The 19,716-nt window shown below is 74.3% G+C and carries 21 protein-coding genes; 11 read left to right on the forward strand and 10 right to left on the reverse strand.

All coding sequences use genetic code 11. The annotated features are described in order from the left end of the window. Positions 1-131 precede the first annotated feature (131 nt). Together RIU97_RS22715 and RIU97_RS22720 are read left to right on the forward strand one after the other, a co-directional pair. Positions 132-317 carry a hypothetical protein gene (locus RIU97_RS22715; RefSeq protein WP_351296420.1) on the forward strand — a complete coding sequence of 62 codons (186 nt, stop codon included), beginning with the start codon at positions 132-134 and terminating at the stop codon, positions 315-317. Positions 318-460: 143 nt separating this feature from the next. Further along, positions 461-1,219: a glycosyltransferase family 87 protein gene (locus RIU97_RS22720; protein ID WP_404959424.1), complete on the forward strand. Its 759-nt coding sequence runs from the start codon at positions 461-463 to the stop codon at positions 1,217-1,219. On the opposite strand, the gene RIU97_RS22725 is transcribed toward RIU97_RS22720, so the two are convergent. Together RIU97_RS22725 and RIU97_RS22730 are read right to left on the reverse strand one after the other, a co-directional pair. Next, on the reverse strand, positions 1,185-2,828 hold the full coding sequence (locus RIU97_RS22725) for a DNA repair helicase XPB (protein ID WP_404959425.1): 1,644 nt from the start codon (positions 2,826-2,828) through the stop codon (positions 1,185-1,187). The genes RIU97_RS22720 and RIU97_RS22725 overlap by 35 nt on opposite strands. 375 nt (positions 2,829-3,203) lie before the next feature. Next, a complete protein-coding gene (locus tag RIU97_RS22730; RefSeq protein WP_404959426.1) occupies positions 3,204-3,824 on the reverse strand; it encodes a TetR/AcrR family transcriptional regulator in 621 nt (206 codons plus the stop codon). Positions 3,825-3,944: 120 nt separating this feature from the next. Between RIU97_RS22730 and RIU97_RS22735 the strand changes: the two genes are divergently transcribed. From RIU97_RS22735 to RIU97_RS22745, 3 genes are all read left to right on the forward strand, one after another. Then, a complete protein-coding gene (locus RIU97_RS22735; RefSeq protein ID WP_404959427.1) occupies positions 3,945-4,517 on the forward strand; it encodes a peroxiredoxin-like family protein in 573 nt (190 codons plus the stop codon). Further along, positions 4,514-4,978 (forward strand): N-acetyltransferase, encoded by a 465-nt coding sequence (locus RIU97_RS22740; protein ID WP_404959428.1) that lies wholly within the window; start codon positions 4,514-4,516, stop codon positions 4,976-4,978. The genes RIU97_RS22735 and RIU97_RS22740 overlap by 4 nt, the downstream gene beginning before the upstream one ends. A gap of 126 nt (positions 4,979-5,104) precedes the next feature. Continuing rightward, on the forward strand, positions 5,105-5,653 hold the full coding sequence (locus tag RIU97_RS22745; RefSeq protein ID WP_404959429.1) for a DoxX family membrane protein: 549 nt from the start codon (positions 5,105-5,107) through the stop codon (positions 5,651-5,653). Here RIU97_RS22745 and RIU97_RS22750 read toward each other — a convergent pair. After that, positions 5,628-6,260: a DUF4291 domain-containing protein gene (locus RIU97_RS22750; RefSeq protein WP_404959430.1), complete on the reverse strand. Its 633-nt coding sequence runs from the start codon at positions 6,258-6,260 to the stop codon at positions 5,628-5,630. The two genes, RIU97_RS22745 and RIU97_RS22750, sit on opposite strands and share 26 nt — an antisense overlap. A gap of 135 nt (positions 6,261-6,395) precedes the next feature. Next, on the reverse strand, positions 6,396-8,879 hold the full coding sequence (locus RIU97_RS22755) for a helicase C-terminal domain-containing protein (protein ID WP_404959431.1): 2,484 nt from the start codon (positions 8,877-8,879) through the stop codon (positions 6,396-6,398). An 86-nt stretch (positions 8,880-8,965) separates the two neighbouring features. On the opposite strand from RIU97_RS22755, the gene RIU97_RS22760 reads away from it, so the two are divergent. Then, positions 8,966-9,976 carry a hypothetical protein gene (locus RIU97_RS22760; RefSeq protein ID WP_404959432.1) on the forward strand — a complete coding sequence of 337 codons (1,011 nt, stop codon included), beginning with the start codon at positions 8,966-8,968 and terminating at the stop codon, positions 9,974-9,976. Between the two features lie 164 nt (positions 9,977-10,140). Next, the gene (locus RIU97_RS22765; protein ID WP_404959433.1) at positions 10,141-10,767 is read left to right on the forward strand and encodes an HAD family hydrolase; all 627 of its coding nucleotides are present in this window, start codon (positions 10,141-10,143) and stop codon (positions 10,765-10,767) included. A 67-nt stretch (positions 10,768-10,834) separates the two neighbouring features. On the opposite strand, the gene RIU97_RS22770 is transcribed toward RIU97_RS22765, so the two are convergent. Then, positions 10,835-11,086: a hypothetical protein gene (locus RIU97_RS22770; RefSeq protein WP_030727717.1), complete on the reverse strand. Its 252-nt coding sequence runs from the start codon at positions 11,084-11,086 to the stop codon at positions 10,835-10,837. 178 nt (positions 11,087-11,264) lie between these two features. Here RIU97_RS22770 and RIU97_RS22775 point away from each other — a divergent pair, with 178 nt between their 5' ends. After that, a complete protein-coding gene (locus tag RIU97_RS22775) occupies positions 11,265-11,648 on the forward strand; it encodes a cold-shock protein (protein WP_030012939.1) in 384 nt (127 codons plus the stop codon). A gap of 72 nt (positions 11,649-11,720) precedes the next feature. On the opposite strand, the gene RIU97_RS22780 is transcribed toward RIU97_RS22775, so the two are convergent. From RIU97_RS22780 to RIU97_RS22795, 4 genes are all read right to left on the reverse strand, one after another. Continuing rightward, on the reverse strand, positions 11,721-12,572 hold the full coding sequence (locus RIU97_RS22780; protein ID WP_383569903.1) for a 1,4-dihydroxy-6-naphthoate synthase: 852 nt from the start codon (positions 12,570-12,572) through the stop codon (positions 11,721-11,723). Next, entirely contained in the window at positions 12,559-13,284 is a 726-nt protein-coding gene (locus RIU97_RS22785) for a futalosine hydrolase (RefSeq protein ID WP_404959434.1), read from the reverse strand. Before RIU97_RS22785 ends, RIU97_RS22780 begins: the two co-directional genes overlap by 14 nt. Before the next feature lie 13 nt (positions 13,285-13,297). Continuing rightward, on the reverse strand, positions 13,298-13,792 hold the full coding sequence (locus RIU97_RS22790) for a DUF2771 domain-containing protein (protein ID WP_404959435.1): 495 nt from the start codon (positions 13,790-13,792) through the stop codon (positions 13,298-13,300). Between the two features lie 241 nt (positions 13,793-14,033). Beyond that, entirely contained in the window at positions 14,034-15,401 is a 1,368-nt protein-coding gene (locus tag RIU97_RS22795; RefSeq protein WP_404959436.1) for an MFS transporter, read from the reverse strand. Between the two features lie 327 nt (positions 15,402-15,728). On the opposite strand from RIU97_RS22795, the gene RIU97_RS22800 reads away from it, so the two are divergent. The 3 genes from RIU97_RS22800 to RIU97_RS22810 all read left to right on the forward strand — a co-directional run bounded on the left by RIU97_RS22800 (position 15,729) and on the right by RIU97_RS22810 (position 18,557). Then, a complete protein-coding gene (locus RIU97_RS22800) occupies positions 15,729-16,658 on the forward strand; it encodes a DUF3027 domain-containing protein (protein WP_404959437.1) in 930 nt (309 codons plus the stop codon). A gap of 54 nt (positions 16,659-16,712) precedes the next feature. Further along, positions 16,713-16,943: a hypothetical protein gene (locus RIU97_RS22805; RefSeq protein ID WP_319728442.1), complete on the forward strand. Its 231-nt coding sequence runs from the start codon at positions 16,713-16,715 to the stop codon at positions 16,941-16,943. A 138-nt stretch (positions 16,944-17,081) separates the two neighbouring features. Beyond that, entirely contained in the window at positions 17,082-18,557 is a 1,476-nt protein-coding gene (locus RIU97_RS22810; RefSeq protein ID WP_404959438.1) for a flotillin family protein, read from the forward strand. Between the two features lie 120 nt (positions 18,558-18,677). Here RIU97_RS22810 and RIU97_RS22815 read toward each other — a convergent pair whose 3' ends face one another. After that, positions 18,678-19,676, reverse strand: a complete 999-nt coding sequence (locus RIU97_RS22815; protein ID WP_404959439.1) for a WD40 repeat domain-containing protein — start codon at positions 19,674-19,676, stop codon at positions 18,678-18,680. Positions 19,677-19,716 lie beyond the last annotated feature (40 nt).

Below are 19,716 nucleotides of genomic sequence, written 5' to 3' on the forward strand. Positions count from 1 at the left end.
TCATACCGGGGAGTGTCATACCTCAGGGAGGTCCCTAGGGGTCGGCATGGGCCGGGAGGAGGAGGCCGCCGGGCCCGCGGTTACGCCCCCAGAGCGATGTGATCCGCGTGGCGCAAACGCACCATGGATACATGAGCACCGCAACCTTCACCCCGGTCCAGGGTGGCCGCCCGCGCGGCGCCACCGCCCTCTCCGACGCCCGCCCGCGCCGCCCCCTCGGCCGCGCGCTGCAGGCGGCCAAGATCTTCGCGGCGGCCGCCGTGAGCGTCGTCGTCCTCGGCGAATACGCCGAGGACGCGGGCGTCATACGCCGCTGACCACCCCCGCCGCCCGCGCCTGCCGGCGGCGGGCTGGTCGCGGGTGGACTGGCCGCGCAGCAAGGTGCGTTGGGTGATCCACTAGGGTCACGCGCGTGAACCGGAGTCCTGCCCAGAGCCGCTTACCGTTGCCCTTTGCCGGCGTGCTGGTGACGGGCTCGCTGCTCGTGCTGGGTGTGCTCGGCGTCGCCCTGCGCGTTCCGGTGGCCGATGCCCTCGTCGACGGCTTCTGTGCCGCGGAGTGGCGCCCGTCCGCCGTGTACCCGCCGTTCGCGGCGATCCTGTTCACGCCGGCCGCCTGGCTGCCCGCCGCCGTGCTGAAGGCCGTCCTCGTCCTGGGTGACGCGGGCCTGCTCGCCCTGCTGATCAGCCTGTCCTGGCGCCTCGCCGGACTGGCGGCCAGGCCCGGTCCCGTTCTGGCCGCGAGCGTCGCCGGGCTGTGGCTGGGGCCGCTGTTCCAGGCGCCGCTCCCCGGTCAGATCAACCTGGCACTCGCCTGCCTGGTCCTGTGGGATCTCGGCCGGCCGGGCGCCGCGCTCGGCAAAGGCTTCGCGCTGGGCGTCGCCGCCGGGATCACCCTCCTCCCGGCGGCCTTCGTCCCGTACCTGCTGGCGACCCGCCGCGTCCGGGCCGGACTGACCGCGCTGGCCGCCCTCGCCGGTACCGCGCTGCTCGGGCTGCTGGTCCTCCCGCAGGACTCGGCCGCGTTCTGGACCCGGCAACTACCCGCCGCCGCCCGCGCCCCGCTACCGGACTGGCCGGCCCTGTGGGTCTGGTGCGTCCCCCTGCTGGCCCTGCTGATCGCCGCAGCCCGCGCCCCGGCCGCCCCGGCCGCCCCGGGCCCGCGGGACGGCCGTCCGGCGGCCCTCAGTCGCTCGCCAGCAGCTCGTCGGCGTCCATGATCCGGTAGGCGTAGCCCTGTTCGGCCAGGAAGCGCTGGCGGTGCGCCGCGAAGTCCTGGTCGATCGTGTCGCGCGCGACGACCGAGTAGAAGCGCGCCTCGTGACCGTCCGCCTTCGGCCGCAGGACGCGGCCCAGGCGCTGTGCCTCCTCCTGGCGGGAGCCGAAGGTGCCCGACACCTGGATGGCGACCGTGGCCTCCGGCAGGTCGATGGAGAAGTTCGCGACCTTCGATACGACCAGCACGCTGATCTCGCCCTCGCGGAAGGCGTTGAAGAGCTTCTCGCGCTGCGCGTTGGAGGTCTCGCCCTTGATGACGGGGGCGTCCAGGTGCTCGCCGAGCTCGTCGAGCTGGTCGATGTACTGGCCGATGACGAGGGTCTGTTCGCCCTGGTGCTTGCGCACCAGCGCCTCCGTGACCTTCCGCTTCGTCGCCGTCGTCGCGCAGAAGCGGTACTTCTCCTCCGTCTCGGCGGTCGCGTACGCGAGCCGCTCCGACTCCGTGAGGTTCACGCGGACCTCGACGCAGTCCGCCGGCGCGATGTAGCCCTGCGCCTCGATCTCCTTCCACGGCGCGTCGAACCGCTTCGGCCCGATGAGCGAGAAGACGTCCGACTCCCGCCCGTCCTCGCGTACGAGGGTGGCCGTCAGGCCGAGCCGGCGGCGGGCCTGCAGGTCGGCGGTGAACTTGAAGACCGGCGCGGGCAGCAGGTGCACCTCGTCGTAGACGATCAGGCCCCAGTCCCGGGAGTCGAAGAGCTCCAGGTGCGGGTAGACGCCCTTCCGCTTGGTCGTCAGCACCTGGTACGTGGCGATCGTGACGGGCCGGATCTCCTTGCGGGTGCCGGAGTACTCGCCGATCTCCTCCTCCGTCAGCGAGGTCCGCTTGACCAGCTCGTGCTTCCACTGGCGGGCCGAGACGGTGTTCGTGACCAGGATCAGCGTGGTCGCCTTGGCCATCGCCATGGCCCCGGCGCCCACCAGCGTCTTGCCGGCGCCGCAGGGCAGCACGACCACGCCGGAGCCGCCGTGCCAGAAGCCCTCGACGGCCTGCTGCTGGTACGGGCGCAGCGCCCAGCCGTCCTCGGCCAGTTCGATCGCGTGCGCCTCGCCGTCCACGTAACCGGCGAGGTCCTCGGCCGGCCAGCCCAGCTTGAGCAGCGTCTGCTTGATCTGCCCGCGCTCGGAGGGGTGCACGGCCACGGTGTCGGCGTCGAGCCGCGCACCGACGAGCGGGGTGATCCGCTTGGACCGCAGGATCTCCTCCAGCACGGGCCGGTCGGTGCTGGTCAGGACCAGGCCGTGCACGGGGTGCTTGGAGAGGATGAGGCGGCCGTAGCGCGCCATGGTCTCGGCCACGTCGACGAGCAGCGCGTGCGGGACGGGGTAGCGGGAGTACTCGACGAGCGCGTCGACGACCTGCTCGGCGTCGTGACCGGCGGCCCGGGCGTTCCACAGGCCGAGCGGGGTGATCCGGTAGGTGTGGATGTGCTCGGGGGCCCGCTCCAGCTCGGCGAACGGAGCGATGGCGCGGCGCGCGGCTCCGGCGAGCTCGTGGTCGACCTCGAGCAGGAGGGTCTTGTCGCTCTGGACGATGAGCGGTCCGTTCACGCGCGTCCCTTTCCGGCGGTGAGACGGCCGCCCGGGCGCGGGCGGCCAAACCTCCAGTCTGCCGTATCGCCGGGCGGGCCGGGCGGTTCTCGGCGCGCGGGACCGCCGCCGGTGCCGTTTCGGAGCGCCGGGCGCGCCCCCAGGCCCCCGGTCGGGCGCGACCCTGGCCCCCGGTCGGGCGCGACCCTGGCCCCCGGTCGGGCGCGACCCTGGGCCCCGGTCGGGCGGCGAGCCCAGGCCCCGGTCGGGCGGCGAGCCCAGGCCCCGGCCTGGCGGCGAGCCCAGGCCCCGGCCTGGCGGCGAGCCCAGGCCCCGGCCTGGCGGCGAGCCCAGGCCCCGGCCTGGCGCGGGCCTAGGCCCCGGCCTGGCGCGGGCCTAGGGCCGGTCCAGGCCGGCCAGGAGCAGGGCGAGGCCGCCGTGGAACTCCCGGTCCGGGGTGAGGGAGCGGGCGCCGCGGGCGGCCTCGGTCAGGTACGGGAACGCGTCCGCCGGGAGGTCGGCCATGGCGTTGGTGCCCGCGCCGGAGAGGGCGCCGAGGTGTTCCTGCTGGATCGCGCCGATCACGTAGGCGAGCAGGGCGCGCAGGGCGATGATCCGCTCCTCGGCCCCCAGTCCGGCCTCGGTGAGCACCCCGAGGACGGTCTCGCCCCAGCGCAGCACGCAGGGGGAGCGGTGCCGGTGGGCGAAGGTGAGCGGCAGGACGGCGGGGTGCGCGCCGACGGTGTCCCGCAGCCGGTCGACGAGGAGCGTGATGCGTGCCCGCCAGGGCCCGGCGGACGGGGGCGGCGGGGTGCTGTCGACGGCGCTGAGGACGAGTTCGACGACGAGGGCTTCGAGCTCCCCGCGGTCCTGGACGTACCGGTACAGGGCCATGGTGCTGATGCCGAGTTCGACGGCGACGGCGCGCATGGACAGCCCCGGGAGTCCCTCACGGTCGATCACGGAGAGGGCTGCAGCGGCCAGTTGGTCCTGGGTGAGCGAGCGGGGGCGCGGCATGGTGGTTGACAGCGTACGACATACGCCTACGCTGTTAGGTGTACGGCATACGCCTACGGAGGGGTCCGCGCGGCCCCGCCGCCCCGCCGCCCCGCCGCCCGTGACCTTGTGGAGGTCCTCGTGCAGCTCGACACCGGTTCCCTCGTCCCCACCCGCGTCCTCACCGCCGTCACGGACGGCTCGTCCGTCGCCGTCCCGGACCCCGAGCGGCTGGTCCACCTGCAGTTCCGCCGGTTCGCCGGCTGCCCCGTCTGCCATCTGCACCTGCGCTCGGTGGTGCGGCGGCACGCGGAGATCGAGGCGGCCGGCATCCGCGAGGTCGTGGTCTTCCACTCCGGCGCCGACGAGCTGCGCGCGCACGTGGCGGGGCTGCCGTTCGCGGTGATCGCCGACCCGGACAAGCGGCTGTACGCCGCATTCGGCGTCGAGTCGTCCTACCGGTCCCTGCTGAGCCCGCGCGCCTGGGGGCCGGTACTGCGGGCGATCGCCCTCGGCACGGTCGAACTGCTGCGGGGGCGGCAGAAGGCGCCGTCGCGGACCCAGGCGGGCGGGCGGCTCGGGCTGCCCGCGGACTTCCTGATCGCGCCCGACGGGACGGTCCTCGCCAGGTCGTACGGGGAGCACGTCGACGACCAGTGGCCGGTGGAAAAGGTGCTGACACTGGCGGCGCGCGCACGTACGGTCCGGGCATGAACCACGATCAGCAGCCCTTCGTGCCCGCCGGCTTCGAAGTGCCGCGGACCCTCGTGGCGGACGGCTTCCGGCTGGAGCCGCTCGGCGAGCGGCACAACGAGCGCGACCTCGCCGCCTGGAGCGGCAGCATCGCGCACGTCCGGGCCACGCCGGGGTTCCACGGGAAGAACTGGCCGCCGCTGGAGGGCATGTCCGCGGAGGCCAACCGGGCCGACCTGGTGCGCCATGCGCGGGACTTCGAGGCCCGGACCGGGTTCACGTACAGCGTGCTGGACGGTGACGACGTCGTCGGGTGCCTCTACATCTACCCGGCCAAGGAGGCGCCCGGCCGGATCCACGTCAGCTCGTGGGTGCGCGCCGACCGGGCGCCGCTCGACGCGACCCTGTACGAGGCCGTGCGGGGGTGGCTCCGCGAGGTGTGGCCGTTCGACCCGGGGCTGATCGACTACGCGGCCAGGTGAGCCGGGCCGGAGGCGGGCCTGCGGCCGAACGGGTCGTCGACGGAGACCGGCGACGTTGCGGCCGGGTCGTCGCGGACGGGCGTCATACGGTGGCCGTCGCTCACAGGCGACGTAGAACGGACGCTCATGACGCATGTACGACGGGACCAGGCGCTCTTCCGTGCCGCCTCGGCCCCTGCCCCTGCCACCACCGCCACCCACGACACCGGCCTGCTCGTGCTCCGGCTCGTCGTCGGCCTCAGCATGGTCGGCCACGGCACCATGAAGCTCTTCGGCTGGTTCGGCGGCCCGGGCCTCACCGCGACCGGCAAGGGGTTCACGATGGCCGGCTATCCCGCCGGGGACGCCATGGCCGTCATCGCCGGACTGTCCGAGACCCTGGGCGGCCTCGGACTCGCCCTCGGCCTGCTCACCCCGCTCGCCGGCGCCGCCCTGACCGGCATCTTCATCAACGTCCTCGACGTCCGTGGCCTGAGCGCCTACTTCCCGCCCAAGGGCGTGGAACTCGAAGTGCTCCTCTTCGCCGGGGTCGTCGCCCTCACCCTCACCGGCCCGGGCCGCTTCGCCGCCGACCACTACCTCCCGGTGCTGCGCGAGTCGCGTCCGCGCTACTCCTGGTTCGCCCTGCTGCTGGGCGTCGTCGTGGGATTCATCGTCCTCCTCGTCCGGGACTGACCGCCGCCGCCGTACGGAGGTGCTCCAGCGGGCCCGACGGGTAGGGCGTCTCCACCGGGAGCAGGGCGCGGGCCGCCTCGGCTCCGCCGGACCGGAGCAGGCCGTGGATCTGCCGGGCCAGCGGGGTCACATCGCGGATCGAGACCGTCCACTCGTCGGCGTACGCGCGCGAGGCCGGGCCGGACAGGCCCATCTGGAGCGAGCGGTACGGCAGCGGGTTCAGGTGGAGGTCGCGCTCCGGGTCCCACTGGACCCGGGCGGGCGCCTCGCGCAGGGACGCCTTCCAAGCGGCCCGGTCCGCGTGCACGCCCGGCTCGTAGTGGGAGAGGCAGGCCTCTCGCAGGGCCCGGTCGAAGCCCTCACGGGTGATCTCGACGGCCAGCACGGTCTCCTGGTCGGTCTTGGTCGCCCAGCCGCAGCGGTACATCATCCACAGGAACGAGGGCTTGATCCACGTCATCCGCTCCCGCTTCCAGGCGGGCGGGAAGCGGCCGTCGCGAGCCGCCGGGTCCCCTAGGCGGGGGGCGTAGGCCTGGTAGACGGTGAGGGTGGTCGCGGTGTGCGAGGCGCGGATCTGGTGGGCGGGTGTGGGTACGGCGGCTGGCATGGCCTCAGAGTGCGGGACGGCCTCGCGGCCTGCCAGCCGTTTTCGGTGCGGGTGCCGCGCCGTTGCCGGGCACGCTGCCCCCGGACCCCGCGCCTCGAACGCCGGCGGGGCTGGGATTGGCCTGGGCTGGATGCGCTAGACCTGGTCTTCGGCCAGTTCGGCCACGCCCGTGATGCGGTGGAGGGCGTACGTGCGGACTTCGTCCGCCGTGTGGTCGTAGCCCGTGACGAAGCCGCCCTCCACGCGGACCGGGGCGATGACGCGCTGGCTGGCCGCGCCGTCCGCGTTCACGTAGCCGATCCACACCGCCGAGCCGGTCAGGGCCGCCGCCTGGACGGTCGCCAGGGTTTCCGCCGCGCTCGTGCGCGGGAGTTCGCCCGGGGCACCGGTGGACGGCGCGGGCTCCTTGCGGACCGCCGTCGCCGCGAGGTCGCCCGCGCGGATCGCGCGTACGGCCGCCCCCAGCAGCGTCGCGTCCGGTACCGGCGGACCGTCCGGCACCGGTACGGGCGCCGAGCGGGCCGGTGCGCGGTGGGCGTCGGCCCGCGCCACCAGGACGTCGCCGGTCAGGGACTCCGCGGCCGGCGCGTACCCCATCGCCCGCAACCCCTCCAGCAGGGTGGTGGGTTCGGCCTGTGCGGCCAGGACCGTGGGGGCCAGACGGCGCAGACCCAGCCCGGCCGAGCGCTTGTCGGCGAGGATCTCGCCCAGCATCGCGTCGTCGTCGCAGCGGACGTACGAGGAGGCCGCGCCGACGCGCAGGTGGCCGTGGCGCCGGGCCACGTCGTCGATGAGGTAGGCGAGGGGCTGCGGCACCGGGGTGCGGCTGTGTTCCTTGAGGAAGGCGTGCAGGTCGGCGGCGGCGTGCCCGGCGTCCAGGGCCCGGCGCACCGAGCCGGGCGTGAAGCGGTACACCGTGGCCCCGCCCTTGGACTCCACGTCGGCCAGCACCGCCAGGGTGTCCCCGAGCGGCCGGCGCAGCGGACCGGGGGCCACCGCCGTCAGGTCGGCCTGCAGCAGGACGTGGTCCACCGGCTCGGGCAGGAGCGGTGCCAGCAGCGGCGCCGGGTCCTGGTGCGCGAGCAGGGCCCGGCCGGGCCCGGACAGGGCGCCCCGGCCGGTCACCCCGAGGACCTCCGCCTCGGCCAGCGCCCAGCGCGCGAGGCGGGTGCGCAGATCGCTCGTACCGCGTACGGGACGCTCCCACGCGAGCCGGTCCAGCAGGGCCTCCGCGTCGGGGGACCCGCCCTCCGGCAGCGCGGCGAGGAGTTCCAGGACGCGCCGGCGCACCTCGGCGGCGGCGGAGCGATCGAGGTCGGGGCCGAGCGCGGACAGCGTGCGCCCCTTGGCGTCCTGCTCGCCGACCAGGCCGGACGTGCGGGTGGCCGGCAGCCAGGCCTCCACCAGCGCCGTCCACCGCTCGGCGGGCGGGAGTTCGCACCAGTCGTCGAAGGCGGGAGTGGGCGCGTACCGCTCGTCCGCCTCCCCGTCACTGGCCAGCAGCCCGGCCGCGTAGGCCAGTTCGATCCAGAACGCCGCCGACGGCTCGGTCGTGTCCAGGGTGGCCGCCGCCCGCTTCAGGTCCCGTACGGAGAGCCCGCCCGCCCGCAGCACCAGCGGAGCGGCGTGCTCCCAGGACTTCACCAGTTCCTCGACGGTGGACAGCGCGGCCAGCGCCTGCCCGGCGGCGTTCGCGTCCACAAGCTGTGGACGGTGCTCGCGGTGCACGGCCACCGGCGGAGCCACCGGCGCGGTGTCCCGGTGCGCGAGCCCGCCGCGCAGGTGCAGCGCCACCTCGCGGGGCAGTACGACGGTCCGCGCCGTCGCGGGCAGCAGCAGCCCCCGGTCGCGCAGCCAGCGCACGGGCGCGGTCGGGTTCGGGGTCACCTCCCCGTACGGCGGCCCCCACACGAGCCGCCCCAGCACCTGGTGCGCCTCCGCCGGAGCCTCGTCCAGCAGCGCGGACATCCGCTCCGGATCGGTGAACAGCCCGGTCAGCGCCGAGACCGCGGACACCGGGTCGTGCGTCGCGGGCAGCCCGGCCGCCGCCACGATCTCCTGGACCCGGGTCGGCGACATGCCGGACGTGGCCTCGGCGACGGTGGGACCGAGGCCGGTCGGCGAAGGCCGCTGCGCGGAGGGCGCGAGCAGTTCGCGGGCGGTGCGCACCAGGCGCAGCCGGTCGTCGTCGCCCCACACCAGGGCCTGGTCGCGCAGGGCGCCCAGGGCCCGTGGGAGCGCGGCGCGGGCGCCGTTGTCCTCACCGGTGGTGCCCTCCTCGCCGGTCAGCAGCGACTCCAGCACCGGGTACGGGCACGGGTCCGGGGCCACGGCGAGCGCCTCGGCCGTCTGCAGCGTGAAGCGGTCCAGGCGCTCCAGCGCCCGCACCACCGAGGCCCGGGTGCCGGCGCGGGTGGCCAGCTGCGTCACGTCGCCGGGCACCGGACCGAGCAGGTCAGGGCGCGCGTGCAGCAGGGTGGCGAGCGCCGCGTCGTCGCGGGCGCGCAGCGCCTCGGCGAGGGAGCGCGGGGCTCCGCTTCCGCCGGATCCCCCCGCAGTGCTTGCCTCGGGCACAGTCGCCTCCTGGTCGCGTCGGCCGGTCAGTCGGCCGGTCCCCATCCGGCCAACGGTATCCGCTGTGCCCGCGACGGCTCCACGGGCGCACGCGCTACCTTTCGGGTGGGCGGTACGGGAGGAGCCGGGGCATGGGGATCGAAAGCGACCATCTGGTCTACGAATATCTGAGCCGCGTCGGGGACTTGGCCCAGCAGCGGCAGCTTTCCTCCGGCGACCGGATGCGCCTGGTGGCGGGGCTGCGGGACGAGATCGACCGTCGGCGCGCCAAGTACGAACCCGAGACCCCGGCCGCCGTACGCCGCATCCTGGAGCGGATCGGCACGCCCGAGGAGGTCCTGGACACCCTCGGCTCCCGGCAGGGCTCCGCAGCCCCCGCCCCGGGGCCGGCCGCGCCCTCCGCCCCGGGCGCGTCGGTACCCGTGCAGCGTGCCCCCGGCCGCCTCCGCCGCCCGGGCGCGCCCGCGCCGCGGCCGGCGGCGGAGCCCCGGAACGTGCCGCCGCACCTGGCCGGGCTCGACGAGCTGGGCCCGTCCGGCGGGGCCGAGCCCGACTGGTGGCGGGTGTCCCCCGCCGCGTACGGCTCGGGCCCGCAGGTCGACGGCTTCGCGGGCGGGATCGAGATCCCGGACCTGTTCAAGGAGGACGCGGAGGAAGAGCGCGACGGGGCCGGGAAGGAGGCGCAGGCCCCGCCCGGGCCCGCGCCGTCGGGCACGCGGAGCCTCGTACGGTTCCTGCGCGAGCGGCGGCGGGCCCGGAAGGAGGCCGCCGCCGCGCAGCCGGAGGAAACGGCCGCGGCCCCGGCCCGGCCGCGCCCGAACGCCCTCCTGCTGCTGGCCGCGGCCGTCCTCGTCGTCGGCGTGGCCACCGGGTACTGGCTGCTGCTGGTCGTCGGCTGGCTCCTGCCGTACGCCTCGCGCGTGCTGCGGCCGGCCGAGCGGAAGTGGGCCGTCTTCGGCCCGCCCGGCGTGGTCCTCGCGGGGGCGGCGGTCTGGCTGTGGGGCCGGATGAACGGCAGGTGGGGCGAGACGCTGGCGGACGAGCAGCTGAGCGGGGCCCTGCACGGGATGTGGCCGTGGCTGTTGCGGTCTGCCGCGCTGGCCTCCGTGGTCTACCTGGTGTGGCGGGCCCGCCGGCGCTGAGGGGCGAGGCCGGGCCTCGCCCCTCCCCCTGGGGCTCCGCCCCGGGACCCCACGCCTCAAACGCCGGCCATGTCACCTATTTCACGAATTGGTAAGGCGGCCCTCAGCGTACGTTCCCCCGTTGTAGGCCCGCTGTCGGCCTCCTGTCACCCCGCCTCGGCACAATGGCCCGTATGAACCTCACCGTCGGCTTCGACCTCGACATGACCCTCATCGACTCCCGTCCGGGCATCAGGGCCACCTACCAGGCCCTGTCGGCCGAGACGGGCACGTTCATCGACGCCGACGAGGCGGTCACGCGTCTGGGCCCGCCGCTGGACGAGGAGCTCGCGTACTGGTTCCCGGAGGCCGAGATCCCGGCCGTGGCCGACCGCTACCGCGAGATCTACCCCGCGCACGCCATCGAGCCGACCCCGGCGATGCCGGGCGCCCGCGAGGCGATCGAGGCCGTCCAGGCGCTCGGCGGCCGCGCGATCGTCGTCACGGCCAAGCACGAGCCCAATGCCCGGCTGCACCTGGCGCACCTCGGCATCGAGCCGGACGCGGTCATCGGCTGGCTCTGGGCGGAGGCCAAGGCCGGCGCGCTGCGCGAGTACGGCGCGCAGGTCTACGTCGGCGACCACGTGGGCGACGTACGCGGGGCCCGTACGGCCGGCGCGCTGTCCGTGGCGGTGCCGACCGGCCCGTGCCCGGAGCCGGAACTGCGCGCGGCGGGCGCGGACGTGGTGCTGCCGGACCTCAACGCGCTGCCCGAGTGGCTCGCGCGGTACGTCGCCGCACAGCCCGTCTGAACGGACACCGGCTCAGGCTCGTGAGGCGCACTCCTCGGCCCGGACCCGGCCAGGCGCGGCCCCCGGCTCAGGCCTGCGAGGCCCGGGCCGCCCTGCGCTGCGCCGCGGCCGAGCGGAGCACGCCCGCCGCGGAGATGGCGAAGCCGACGCCCATGAGCATGCACACCGCCCACGCGTACGGCGGGAACGGATCGACGTCGAGGAACAGCGGAGCCATCGTCGCGAGCGTGGCCACGGCACCGGCGATGAACACGATGCCGCCGGCCTTGACCAGTCCGTCGCCGGGCCGCGCTTCGTCTGAATGAGGAGTAACAGTCACCTCACCAGGGTAGTTCCCTGGCCGAAGCAGCCGACCGTGAAGGACCGGGGAACGTCTTGTCACCCGGCCCCCGACCATTAGCCTTGAGGTGGCGGGTCACACATGGCCCGCTGCGCTGTTGTCCGGAGCCGTTCACGGCACTTCGGACCCCCGACGAGCACAAGGACAGAGGACGGACGTGCCTACCGGCAAGGTCAAGTGGTTCAACAGTGAGAAGGGCTTCGGCTTTCTCTCCCGCGACGACGGCGGCGACGTCTTCGTCCACTCGTCGGTGCTCCCTGCCGGGGTCGATGCCCTCAAGCCCGGTCAGCGAGTCGAGTTCGGCGTCGTCGCCGGACAACGCGGTGACCAGGCACTTTCGGTGACCGTACTGGACCCCGCGCCGTCCGTGGCGGCAGCCCAGCGCCGCAAGCCCGACGAGCTCGCCTCGATCGTGCAGGACCTCACGACGCTGCTGGAGAACATCACCCCGATGCTCGAGCGCGGCCGCTACCCCGACAAGGTGCACGGCACGAAGATCGCCGGACTGCTCCGCGCGGTGGCCGACCAGCTGGACGTCTGACCACCCCTCGCACACCTGCGCCCCGCCACTGGGAAGAGCGGCGGGGCGCGGTCGTGCGAGGGGCGTCCGGGACTACGGGAAGGCCAGCGCGCCGGGCGCGATGGCCGGTACCAGTCCCTCCGCCGCCGCCCGGGTCAGCAGCCCGCGCACCGCCGCGTAACCGGAGTCGCCGAGGTCAGCGGTGAACTCGTTGACGTAGAGCCCGATGTGCTGGTCGGCCACGGCCGGGTCCAGCTCCTGCGCGTGGGCGCGCACGTACGGGCGCGAGGCCTCCGGGTCGTCCCAGGCCATCCGGACCGACGTACGGGCCGACTCGGCCAGCGCGCGCAGCCGCTCCGCACCCAGCGTGCGCTTCGCGATGATCGCGCCGAGCGGGATCGGCAGACCCGTCGTGGACTCCCAGTGCTCGCCCATGTCGGCCAGGCAGTGCAGCCCGTAATCCTGATAGGTGAACCGGGCCTCGTGGATGACCAGTCCGGCGTCCACCCGGCCGTCGCGCACCGCCGGCATGATCTCGTGGAACGGCAGCACGACCACCTTGCCGACGCCCTCGGGCAGGACGTCCGCCGCCCACAGCCGGAACAACAGGTAGGCGGTGGAGCGTTCGCTCGGCACCGCGACCGTCTTCCCCGCCAGGTCCAGACCCGGCTCGCGCGTGAGCACCAGCGGGCCGCAGCCGCGCCCCAGCGCACCGCCGCACGGCAGCAGCGCGTACTCCTCCAGCACCCACGGCAGCACGGCGTACGACACCTTCAGCACGTCCAACTCGCCGCGCTCGGCCATGCCGTTGGTGAGGTCGATGTCCGCGAAGGTGACGTCGAGGGCGGGGGCGCCCGGGACCCGGCCGTGCGCCCAGGCGTCGAAGACGAAGGTGTCGTTCGGGCAGGGCGAGTAGGCGATCTTCAGCGGTTCACCGGTGCTCATGGCGTTCTCCCCAGTTCGCGAGTACGGGCCCCAGCACGCGGAAGCCGGCGGTGAGCGCGCCCAGCGCGTCCCCGATCCGCCAGGCGGCACGGTCGCGCGGGCCCACGGCGTTGGACACGGCGCGGATCTCCAGTACGGGCAGTCCGTGCGCGGCCGCCGCCTCCGCGACCCCGAAGCCCTCCATGGCCTCGGCCCCGGCCATCGGGTGCCGGGCGGCGAGCCCGGCCGCCCGGGCGGCGGTCCCGGTGACGGTCGAGACGGTCAGTACGGGCGCGAGCAGCGCCCCGGTCGCCTCGGCGGCGCGCGCGGCGAGCTCGGCCGGCGGCAGGTGCACGCTGCGGCCGAAGCCCAGCGCGCTCACGTCGAGGAAGCCCTCGGGGGTCTCGGCGCCCAGGTCGGCGGCGACGATCGCGTCCGCGACCACCAGGGAGCCGAGCGGGGCGGCGGGATCGAACCCGCCGCCGATGCCGGCGGAGACGACGAGCTCGTAGTCGGCGAGGGCCAGGGCGGTGGCGGTGCCCGCGGCGGCCGCCGCAGGCCCGACGCCCCCGACGAGCACGTCGAAGGCGATGCCCGGAAGGTCCCGGCGGGTGATGGGGTACCCGCCGGGGAGGGTGCGCGGCTCAGGACCGGGAGCGTCCGGATGAGGGGTCAGACCGGTAACGACGGAGTCGGCCTCCGCCACCACCGCGGTCACGACGAGCGCGCGCACCGGTGCCGTCCGGCTACTTGAGCTTGAGGTTGAAGGACCAGACGGCGAGCGGCTTGCCGTCCTCGCCGATCTGCAGGAACGCCAGCTTCTTCGACGCCGGGGCTTCGCCCTGGCCGCCGGTCGCGAAGACGTCGGCGCCCGGGAAGCTGCGGTACGTGTTCGAGGAGGGCTCGGTGATCGGCTGGCCGTCGAGCACCGCCGACCACCTCTTGCCGTCCTCGACGACCTCCGGCTCGACCCCGAGGCGCAGGGTGTCGCCACGGGCGTACTCGATGGTCTTGGGGTCCTTGAAGTTGGTCAGGCACTCCTGGACCTCGTCCATGGAGAGCGGCTCCTTGCCACCGTGGCAGGAGGCTTCGGTGGACACCGACGAGCTGCCGACCGTCACGGTCGCCAGGGGGGTCGGCTTTTCTCCGCCGCAGGCGGAGAGGAGGAGGAGTCCGGCGGACACGGCTCCGAGGGCCGCGACGCTGCGGCGGGCCCTACCCGAGAAAAGCGGTGCGGTCATGAGCCGAAGGCTATCGGGCCCCTGGGCTGCGCCGCTGCATGGGGTACCAGTGGCCTGCGGCGCGGCGCATTGTCCGGCTGCGGCGCCGTTGCCGGGGGCCAGCCCCAGGACCCCCGCGCCTCACACGCCGGCGGCGCTGGATTTTCCAGCCCGCCCGGCGTTTGAGGGCACGGGCGCGAAGCGCACGTACGGGGGTCCGGGGCGGAGCCCCGGCAGCGGCGCCGCAGCGGCGGCCGGCCGGCTATGCGACCCGGGGGCGGGAGGCGCTCGGATGGCGGGGCGCGGAGGTGACGCCGCGGAGGGCCATCGTCGTGCCGAGGGCGACGATCGCGGCGGCCACGGACATGCCCAGTACGCCGTTCAGCGGCAGGACGATGCCGATCGCGCCGCCCAGCACCCACGCCACCTGCAGCAGCGTCTCCGAACGGGCGAACGCCGACGTGCGCACCGCCTCCGGGATGTCCCGCTGGATCATCGCGTCCAGCGAGAGCTTCGCCAGCGCCTGGCAGAAGCCCGCCGTCGCGCCCAGCACGGCCATGAACAGCCCGCTGAAGAAGACCGCCGCCAGCACCGCGACCCCGAGCGTCAGACACAGCACCGCCGCGATGATGACCTCCGGCGCCCGGGCCCGCAGCCACGCGCCCACCGCCGTACCGCAGGCGTTGCCCACGCCCGCCGAGACGGCCACGATCCCCAGCGACACCGCCGCGCTCTGCCCCTCCAGGGGATGCTCGCGCAGCAGGAACGCCAGGAAGAAGATCAGGAACCCGGACAGCGCGCGCATCGAGGCGTTCGCCAGCAGTCCGCACAGCACCGAGCGGCTGATCGTCCGCAGGCCCGGCCGCTTCGAGTGCGCCTCGTGCGTGGACAGCCGCGCACGGCGCTCGCCCTTCGCCTCGTCCACCCGGTGCGGCAGCGTGAACGCCGCGAAGGCCCCCCACACGAAGATGACGCAGGCCCCGTACAGCGGCCACTGCGGCCCGATCGCGTTCAACCCCGCGCCCACCGGCGCCGCCACGCCCGTGGCCAGCAGGCCCGCCAGGGTGACCCGCGAGTTCGCCTTGACGAGTGAGAATTTCGGCGGCAGCAGTCTCGGCACCACCGCGCTGCGCACCACCCCGTACGACTTGGACGCGACCAGCACGCCCAGCGCCGCCGGATACAGCTGGATCCCCCCGGTTTCCACGGCGCCCGACATGATCAGCGCCAGCAGCGCACGGGCCAGCATCGCGGCCGCCATCGACGCCCGGCGGCCGTGCGGCAGCCGGTCCAGGAGCGGCCCGATCACGGGGGCCAGCAGGGTGAAGGGGGCCATCGTGATCGCCAGGTACAGGGCCACCCGGCCCCGCGCCTCGTCCGTGGGTACGGAGAAGAACACCGTGGAGGCCAGTGCCACCGTGATCATCATGTCGCCGGCGCCGTTGATGGCGTGCAGCTCGATCAGCTTGCCGAGGCCCGATTCCCCGGCCCCGTGCGCGTGCGTGGCCCGCCGGATCCCGCGCGCCGTACCCGTGAACGGAAGGTGCAGGGCACGCCCGACAGCCCGGCCGGCCCGCTTGGCCGGTCCCGAGCCGTCGTCGGACGACCGTGCGGGTGCCACACTCGACATAGTGCCCCACCCGGCCCTCGTGGGCGCCTCCCGGCGCGTCACGGAGCCGGTGGCTTGTCCGCGAATCGGACCTTGCATGTGTGCCCGAGGCTTAAGAGGAGGTAGCGTGCGTAGCGCGCCACCGGCGGTTGCTCCTGGCCGCGCGCCTCTTCGTGATCCCGCAGAATGGGTCGCAGTGAGGTGCGCCCGGAGTCCGATCGGGTGCGGACGTCGACGCGGCCCTCTGGTCCGCTCCGCCCGCGCCACGTACGGACAGCACCGACGGGTCGTTGTGGACGACAGTACGGACGGCGCACACGTGAGACGGCGTAGGAGAGAACGAGACCAGTGAGTGCTGCGACGACGCGAAGCCGTACCCCGCGTACCCCCGACCGCATGTGCGTCGAGGCGGTAGAGCTCGCCCGCGCGGCGGCCGAGGAGGCCGCCTTCCCCGGAGTGGTGGGCGCGCACGTCTCCGCCGTGGCGGAGGGCGACCGCGTCGTCACCCACTTCTTCGAGTCCAAGGAACCGGGCTACCGGGGCTGGCGCTGGGCCGTCACCGTGACCCGCGCCTCCCGCGCGAAGAACGTCACGCTCGACGAAACGGTGCTGCTGCCCGGCGACGACGCCCTGCTGGCCCCCGAGTGGGTGCCGTGGAGCGAGCGGCTGCGCCCCGGCGACATGGGCCCGGGCGACCTGCTGCCCACGGACGCCGAGGACCTGCGCCTGGAGCCGGGCTGGTCGGGCGAGGACACCCCGCCGCCGAACTCGGTCGTCTCCACCGAAATGGCCGAACTGGTCGAGGCCGAGGACGCCGACGTCACCGACCGCGCGGTGGTCCCCGTACGCGGCTCCATCACCTCGGTCGCCGAGGAGCTGGGCATGCGCCGGGCGCGCGTGCTGTCGCGGTACGGGCTGCACAGCGCGGCGGACCGCTGGGACGAGGGCTTCGGCGCGAAGACCCCGATGGCGCAAGCCGCACCCGCGTCCTGTGTCTCCTGCGGCTTCCTGGTCGCGATCGGCGGCTCGCTCGGCCAGGCCTTCGGCGTCTGCGCGAACGAGTTCAGCCCGGCCGACGGCCGCCTGGTGTCGCTGTCCTACGGCTGCGGCGGCCATTCGGAGGCCGCGGTCATGCCGACGCCGATGCGGCCCGCTCCGCCAGTGCTCGACTCGATGGCCTCGGACGAGTTCACCCTGCGGCCGGTCGCTGCCACGGACACGGACACGGGCTCGGTCCCGGTCGCGGACCTCCCGGCCGAGGACCTCGGCCACTCGTAACGACGCGCCGCCGCTGCCGGGTCGCCGCGCGGCGCGGCGGCGTACCCTCGCCCCATGGGGGACACGGGCGCGGACACGGACATGGTGGGAATGACCGGCCGGGTGACCGGGACGGTCGGACCGGGCCTCGTGGGCGAGGTCATCGTACGGATCCGGGGCGGGGCGGAGCACTTCCTCGCCCACCCCGTCCACGGCACCGGCCGGCTGGCCGTCGGCACGGTGGTGACGGTGGTCGAGTACCAGCCGCCGCGCACGGTGTACGTGATGGCGGCCTACGACAACTGAAACGGCCGCCATCCCCGCGCGACCTGTGCGTATCAAGATGGCGACAAGACCGCGCCCCCGTCTTCACGCCGGGGCGCGGCAGGCGCAGACTCGCCCTCATCGGTGCCGAACGGCACTGGAACAAAGGGGGCGTTGCCGATGGCTATCGGCGTCGTGGCGGGAATCGTTCTCGCCGCAATCGTGGCCGCGATAGGCCTGTTCAAGCTCATGTGGCGGGTAGCCGAACCCAACGAGGCACTCGTCATCTCCGGTTCCACGCACAAGACCGAGGGTGTCGGTCAGGGCATGGGGTTCCGGATCGTCACCGGGCGCGGAACGCTCGTCCTGCCGGGGGTGCAGGCGGTGCGGAAACTGTCCCTGGACCTCAACGAGACGCAGCTGTCCGTGGACTGCGTCACCCACCAGGGCATCCCGCTGCGGGTGAAGGGCGTGGTCATCTTCAAGGTCGGCGACGACCTGGTGTCGATCGCCAACGCGGCCCGCCGCTTCCTGGACCAGCAGAAGATGATGCCGGAGCGGGTGCACATCGTCTTCGCGGGCCATCTGCGGTCCATCGTGGGCGGATTGACGGTCGAGGACATGATCCGCGACCGGGAGAAGCTGACCGGCCAGACCCGGATGGCCTGCGGCACCGAGATGGAGAAGCTCGGACTGATCGTCGACTCGCTGCAGATCCACGAGATCGAGGACCCGACCGGCTACATCAAGAACCTGGCGATGCCGCACGCGGCCGCCGTGCAGCGGGACGCGCGGATCGCGCAGGCCGAGGCGAACCGGCTGGCCACGGAGGCCGAACAGGCCGCCTTCGCCCGGATGGCCGAGGCGACGCGGGACAGCGAGATCCTGCAGGCCGGCTACCAGGCCGAACGCGACAAGGCGGCGGCGACGGCCCGTCAGGCGGGCCCGCTGTCCGAGGCGGCCGCACGGCAGGAGGTCGTCGTCCAGGAGACCCGCGTCGCGGAACTGGAGGCGCACCGGCGCGAGCAGCAGCTGCAGGCGGACGTGCGCAAGCCCGCGGACGCGGCGGCGTACGAGACGCGGACCCGGGCGGAGGCCGAGCGCGACGCGCGGATCTCCGCGGCGCAGGCGAAGGCGAAGGAGACGGAGCTCGCGGCGGCCGCGGAGGCCACGCGGGTGACGACGGCGGCGACCGCGGACGCGACGGCCACGGAGGCGTGGGGTCTGGCGTCGGCGAAGGCGACGCGGGCCACGGGTGAGGCGGAGGCGGCGGCCACCCAGGCGCGCGGCCTCGCGGAGGCCGAGTCGGCGAAGGCGCGCGGTCTGGCCGAAGCCGAGGCGATCAAGGCGCGGGCCGCCGCACTGGCGGAGAACCAGGAGGCGGTCGTCGCGCAGCAGCTGGCCGAGAACTGGCCGGCGATCGTGGAGGCGGGCGCGGGGGCCTTCGGGAACGTGGAGCACATGGTGCTGCTGAACGGGGCCGAGGGCATGTCGGAGATGTTCGCCAAGGCCCTGACGATGGGCGGCACGGGCCTGGGCGTGGCACGCCAACTCCTGGCCACGATGGGCCAGTCCCCTGCGGGCGGCTCAGCAGGTCCCACGGGTGGCTCCGCCGCTCCCACAGTCAACGGCCGCGTCCCCATCCGGGAGGAGTAGCTCCCTGCGGTGCCGCTGTCGGGGGCCCTGCCCCCGAACCGCCGCGCCTCGAACGCCGGCGAGGCTGACATATCCAGCCCCTCCGGCGTTTGAGGAGCGGGGTGCGGGGCGGAGCCCCGGTCAGCCGCGCCGGCGCAGGAGGCGCTTCGCGACGAAGACGACCGCCAGGCCGACCGCCAGGACCACGGCTCCCTTGCCGAAGCCCCCCGTCGGCTCAGGCGACGGCGCAGCCCCCGACGGGGAGCCCGGCTTCGGCGAGGCCGGGGCGCCCGGGGAGGCCTGGCTCGCCGGGACGGCGATGACGCGGCTGCCCTCGCCCTCCGCGCCGAACATCAGCGTCGAGCCGTCCGGCGTGTACGTCACCGACTCCGCCTGCCCCTGCCACGGCGCGTCGACCCGCTCGCCCTCGCCCTCCGGCCTGCCGTCCTTCCACGGGTACGTGCGCGCCGTGAAGTAGCCCCGCAGGGTCAGCCGGTTCCCGTCGGGGGAGAACGCCCCGTCCGTCACCCACGGCGCGTCGGCGACCCGCCGGAACACGTTCGAGCCGTCCGCCGACAGCTCCGCGGGCCCCTCGTACACTCCGCCCTTGCTCTCGTCCTTGCTCGCGATGTAGACCCGCCCCGTCACCGGATGCACCATCAGCGCCTCCGCGTTGCGCGGCCCGTCGGCGTACCGCACCGTGAACTGCGTGGCCTTGACCGTGGCGTCGGCCAGTTGCTTCGGCTCCGGGAAGCGGTAGATCCACACGTGGTCCCAGGTGCCGTTCCGGTTGTCGCCGATGTCGCCGACGTAGAGCTGTCCGTCCGGCCCCAGCGAGATCGCCTCGACGTCGCGCGGCTTGCCGATCCCGGTCAGCGTCAGCCGGGCCACCGTCCTGCCCGTCGCCGAGTCCACCGCGTAGACGTACGGGCCGTCGTCGCTGTCGTTGTGCGTCCAGTACACGCCCGGGTGGATCCGGCTGGCCGCGAGCCCGCTGGACTCCTTGATCCGCGGATCGGAGATGGTGAACGAGGAGGCTGCGGGGGCTTCCGCCGCGAAGGCCGCGCCCGGCAGCACGACGAGGGCGGCAGTGGCAACGGCAAGGGCAGCGGCGGCGGCGGACGGCAGGGGCATGCGCATGCCCCCAGCCTGCCAGTACGTGCCCCGTGTCCGGCGTCAC

This window comes from Streptomyces sp. 147326 (assembly GCF_045000215.1).
Lineage (GTDB): Bacteria > Actinomycetota > Actinomycetes > Streptomycetales > Streptomycetaceae > Streptomyces.

Excerpts from the sequence above, each read along its gene's own strand:
- RIU97_RS22760 (WP_404959432.1), top strand. The coding sequence starts at position 8,966 with ATGGGGATCGAAAGCGACCATCTGGTCTACGAATATCTGAGCCGCGTC.
- RIU97_RS22765 (WP_404959433.1), top strand. The coding sequence starts at position 10,141 with ATGGCCCGTATGAACCTCACCGTCGGCTTCGACCTCGACATGACCCTC.
- RIU97_RS22795 (WP_404959436.1), bottom strand. The coding sequence starts at position 15,401 with ATGTCGAGTGTGGCACCCGCACGGTCGTCCGACGACGGCTCGGGACCG.
- RIU97_RS22750 (WP_404959430.1), bottom strand. The coding sequence starts at position 6,260 with ATGCCAGCCGCCGTACCCACACCCGCCCACCAGATCCGCGCCTCGCAC.
- RIU97_RS22805 (WP_319728442.1), top strand. The coding sequence starts at position 16,713 with ATGGGGGACACGGGCGCGGACACGGACATGGTGGGAATGACCGGCCGG.
- RIU97_RS22780 (WP_383569903.1), bottom strand. The coding sequence starts at position 12,572 with ATGAGCACCGGTGAACCGCTGAAGATCGCCTACTCGCCCTGCCCGAAC.
- RIU97_RS22740 (WP_404959428.1), top strand. The coding sequence starts at position 4,514 with ATGAACCACGATCAGCAGCCCTTCGTGCCCGCCGGCTTCGAAGTGCCG.
- RIU97_RS22815 (WP_404959439.1), bottom strand. The coding sequence starts at position 19,676 with ATGCGCATGCCCCTGCCGTCCGCCGCCGCCGCTGCCCTTGCCGTTGCC.
- RIU97_RS22755 (WP_404959431.1), bottom strand. The coding sequence starts at position 8,879 with ATGGGGACCGGCCGACTGACCGGCCGACGCGACCAGGAGGCGACTGTG.
- RIU97_RS22715 (WP_351296420.1), top strand. The coding sequence starts at position 132 with ATGAGCACCGCAACCTTCACCCCGGTCCAGGGTGGCCGCCCGCGCGGC.
- RIU97_RS22730 (WP_404959426.1), bottom strand. The coding sequence starts at position 3,824 with ATGCCGCGCCCCCGCTCGCTCACCCAGGACCAACTGGCCGCTGCAGCC.
- RIU97_RS22745 (WP_404959429.1), top strand. The coding sequence starts at position 5,105 with ATGACGCATGTACGACGGGACCAGGCGCTCTTCCGTGCCGCCTCGGCC.
- RIU97_RS22810 (WP_404959438.1), top strand. The coding sequence starts at position 17,082 with ATGGCTATCGGCGTCGTGGCGGGAATCGTTCTCGCCGCAATCGTGGCC.
- RIU97_RS22790 (WP_404959435.1), bottom strand. The coding sequence starts at position 13,792 with ATGACCGCACCGCTTTTCTCGGGTAGGGCCCGCCGCAGCGTCGCGGCC.